The organism is Azohydromonas lata (genome assembly GCF_034427735.1).
GTDB classification, from domain to species: Bacteria; Pseudomonadota; Gammaproteobacteria; order Burkholderiales; family Burkholderiaceae_C; genus Azohydromonas; species Azohydromonas lata.
Window position 1 is genome coordinate 1 of record NZ_JAXOJX010000155.1, and the last position, 3,098, is coordinate 3,098.

At 67.9% G+C, this 3,098-nt stretch carries 4 protein-coding genes; all 4 read right to left on the reverse strand.

The window, feature by feature from the left end:
* Positions 1 to 48 precede the first annotated feature (48 nt).
* The gene (locus SM757_RS34650) at positions 49 to 549 is read right to left on the reverse strand and encodes a hypothetical protein (protein WP_322468816.1); all 501 of its coding nucleotides are present in this window, start codon (positions 547 to 549) and stop codon (positions 49 to 51) included.
* Positions 550 to 554: 5 nt separating this feature from the next.
* Positions 555 to 2,186, reverse strand: a complete 1,632-nt coding sequence (gene tnpC / locus SM757_RS34655) for an IS66 family transposase (RefSeq protein ID WP_322468817.1) — start codon at positions 2,184 to 2,186, stop codon at positions 555 to 557.
* 62 nt (positions 2,187 to 2,248) lie between these two features.
* Positions 2,249 to 2,593, reverse strand: coding sequence for an IS66 family insertion sequence element accessory protein TnpB (gene tnpB / locus SM757_RS34660; RefSeq protein WP_322468818.1), 345 nt, complete (start codon positions 2,591 to 2,593; stop codon positions 2,249 to 2,251).
* On the reverse strand, positions 2,590 to 3,015 hold the full coding sequence (locus SM757_RS34665; protein WP_322468819.1) for a transposase: 426 nt from the start codon (positions 3,013 to 3,015) through the stop codon (positions 2,590 to 2,592). The genes tnpB and SM757_RS34665 overlap by 4 nt, the downstream gene beginning before the upstream one ends.
* Between the last annotated feature and the right edge of the window lie 83 nt (positions 3,016 to 3,098).

Here is a 3,098-nt window from a genome sequence, read left to right on the forward strand (position 1 = left end):
GTGAGCGTCCAGCCGTCCCATCTTGAACAGGGCTCGCGCCCGCGATCATCAAGATGCTGTCGCGGATCCCACGAAGGCTACGCACTCCACGAGGTTGAGGGCGGCCAGCAGCAAGGATTTCTCTTCGTCGGTGCGCACGGCCAGCAGGTCGTGGTCGCCGAGGTAGCCGTAGACGAAGGCGAGCAGGTAGCGCTCGGGATGCTCGTCGCAGAACTGCTGGACGACCTTGGTCGCCAGCTCGCCCGGCAAGCCCTCGTTGAAGCGTGCACGCGCCGTCAAGCGCTGCATGCACGTCTCCTGCACGGCCTCGGTGATCACCGGCCACTGGTGGCCGCTGAGCTTCATCGCCTGGAACGTGACCAGCAGGATGTGCAGTGGCACCTCCAACTGCACCATGCCGACCCCCATGCGAGGCAGCACCAGGATCGAGGCGAGCATGTTGGGCTGCTTGGCGAAGATTTCGTCGGCCAGGCTGACCTTCTGTGCCTGGCCCATGCGCCTGACGTCGATGTCGGCCTGGACCATCACCGACTGCGTGATCACGCCCATCGTCTTCAGCCTGAGCGCCAACGGTGCGGCAGCAGTTCATCGAGCCGGTGGCTCGGGTGCGAGTGGATGCGCGAGAGCACGTCGCGAAGGTAGGCCCATGGGTCCAGCCCATTGAGCCGTGCCGACTGCACCAGGCTCATCACCACCGCCGCGCGTTGTCCGGCCAGCGCACTACCGGCGAACAGCCAGTTTTTCGCGCCGATCTTCCAGGGCTTGACTTGGCGCTCGATCAAGTTGTTGTCCACCGCTACCGCGCCATCGTCCAGATGCAGCGTCAGTGCCTTCCAGGCGTTGAGGCTGTAGTCGATCGCCCCTGCGATCTTGCCCCCGTCGAGCACCTGCGTGCGCTGCAGCTTGAGCCAGACCTCGAACTCGTCCCACAGCGGCTTGCTCAGCGCCTGCCGTGCCTGCCGGCGCTCGTCCTGGCTCATGTCGGCGAAGGCCGCCTCGGCATGGTAGATCCGAGCCCAGCGCCGCAGCGCCTCGGTGGCCACCGCGCTGGCACTGCTGCCGCCGCGGCTGAGTTCCTCGAAGCGCCGCCGCGCATGCGCGGCACACGCCGCCGACTTGCGTTGCGGGTAGAGCTTGGCGTCCAGCACGGCGTTGTAGGCCGCGTACTGGTCGGTGATCAAGGTGCCGCTCCACGCCGGCTCAGGTGCCGGCGGCCCCTTGCCGCCGAGGAAGGCCACCGGGTACTGCGACCCTCTGCCCAGGCAGAACTCGTAGATCACGCCCGGATGCGCGTCATGGTGGCTGCGCGCCCAGGCCCAGACGTAGGCCTTCTTCGTCTTGCCTGCGCCCGGGTCCAGCAGCGGCACCGGTGTTTCGTCGGCATGCAGCACCCGGCAGCCCAGGATGAAGCGCCGCTGCAACTCGTACAAGGGCTCCAGCGCCGCGCCGCCGGCGCCGCCCCAGGCGGCCAGCGTGGAGCGCGGTGTGTGCACGCCCGAGCGCGCGTTGATGGGCTCCTGCCGGTAGTACGGCAGGTGGTCGACGAAGCGGCCAATCAGCGTGTGCGCCACCAGTCCGCTGGCCGGGATGCCGCCGTCCACCACGTCTGGCTCGGCCGGCTCCTGGTGGATCTCCTGGCAGCACTTGCAGGCCCACTTGCCGTAGATGTGCCGGTGCACGAAGAACCTGGCCGGGATGATGTCGAGCTTCTCGCTCACGTCCTCGCCGATGCGTTGCATGGGCTGGCCGCATTCCGGGTTGGGGCAGTTGGTGCTCTCGGGCTCGTGGCGGTGCTCGACGCGCTCCAGATGCTCGGGCAGCTTCTCGCGGCGCGGCTTGCGCGGCGGCGCCTTCGCTGTCCTGGGTGCCTCGGGCAGCCCGCGCTGCAGTTCGGCCAGCTTCGCCTTCAGGCTGGCCTCGTCCTCGACCATGGTCTCGGCGAACAACAGCCGCTGCGATGCCGTCATCGCCTCGGTCCTGGCATCGAACTTCCAGCGGCGCAGCCGTGCGAGCTCGAAGTTGAGCTTGTCGATCCTCACATCCCGCCAGGCGATCTCGCTGTCGCGGTGGGCCAGCTCCTGGGCATGCGCCTGGGCCTGCTGCTGCAACCGTGCGATCAACGCGGCCACCTCGGTCGGCAGGCTCGTCAGATCGATGGCGGCGACTTCATCGGGCATGCGCAGCATGGTGCCGCTTCAAGCAGCGCAGTGCCATTGGCACTTGCGCTATCAACACCCGCGTCAACCGATCAGCAGCGTCGGATGGTGCTGAGCTCACCCAGGCGCTGCCAGGGCAGTCCGAGCGTCAGCGCCTCGAACTGCTGGGCGCTGAGCTGCAAGGCCGGCGCCGCCGAGCCCGGCTCGCGGGTGTGCCAGACGAAGCGGCCGGTGTGCAGCCGACGCGTGGCACACCACACGCCGAAGCCGTCGTGAACGAGCAGCTTCAGCCTGCTGGCCGGTGCATTGGCGAAGACGTAGCCATGGTGCGCCTGGGCCTCGCCGAGCGTGTTGACGACAACCGCCAGCAGCCGGTCAGCGCCGGCGCGCATGTCCTGTGGTTGGCTGCACAGCCACAGTGCGTCGATGCGGATCATTCCTTGAGGGCCGTGGCGGCCAGTTCCTGCAGCCAGACGGCGCACGATGCGGCATGCGTTGCCGGCCAGCGCACACACAGCAGCGTGCCGCCGCGGGTAAGCTCGACGTGGATGTCCGAGGTACTGCGTGTCGTGGCTTCGTCGGCGGCAGGGGCTGCAGACTCGAACTCGACAGGGATGAACTGCACCGCTGCAGCGGCCAGCTCACCGGCGGCGGGCAGTGCGCGGGTCGCAGTGGTCCTCGGCGCGGGCAGCCCAGTACGCTTGATGCCACGACCAACCAGCCACTTGCGCAGGAGATTGACGTTCAGCCCGTGGGCCAGCGCGATGGCCGCCACGGATGCGCCGGGCTGCTCGCACTCGGCCAGGACCTGTGCCTTGAACTCGGCGCCATGTACACGCCTCTGGGATTTGGGTTGCATAGGTGCCCACCTGTTCGGAATTGGTGGGCACCATCGTCACGAGCACTTTCGCGCCATTCAAGATGGAGCGGCTGGACGCTCAC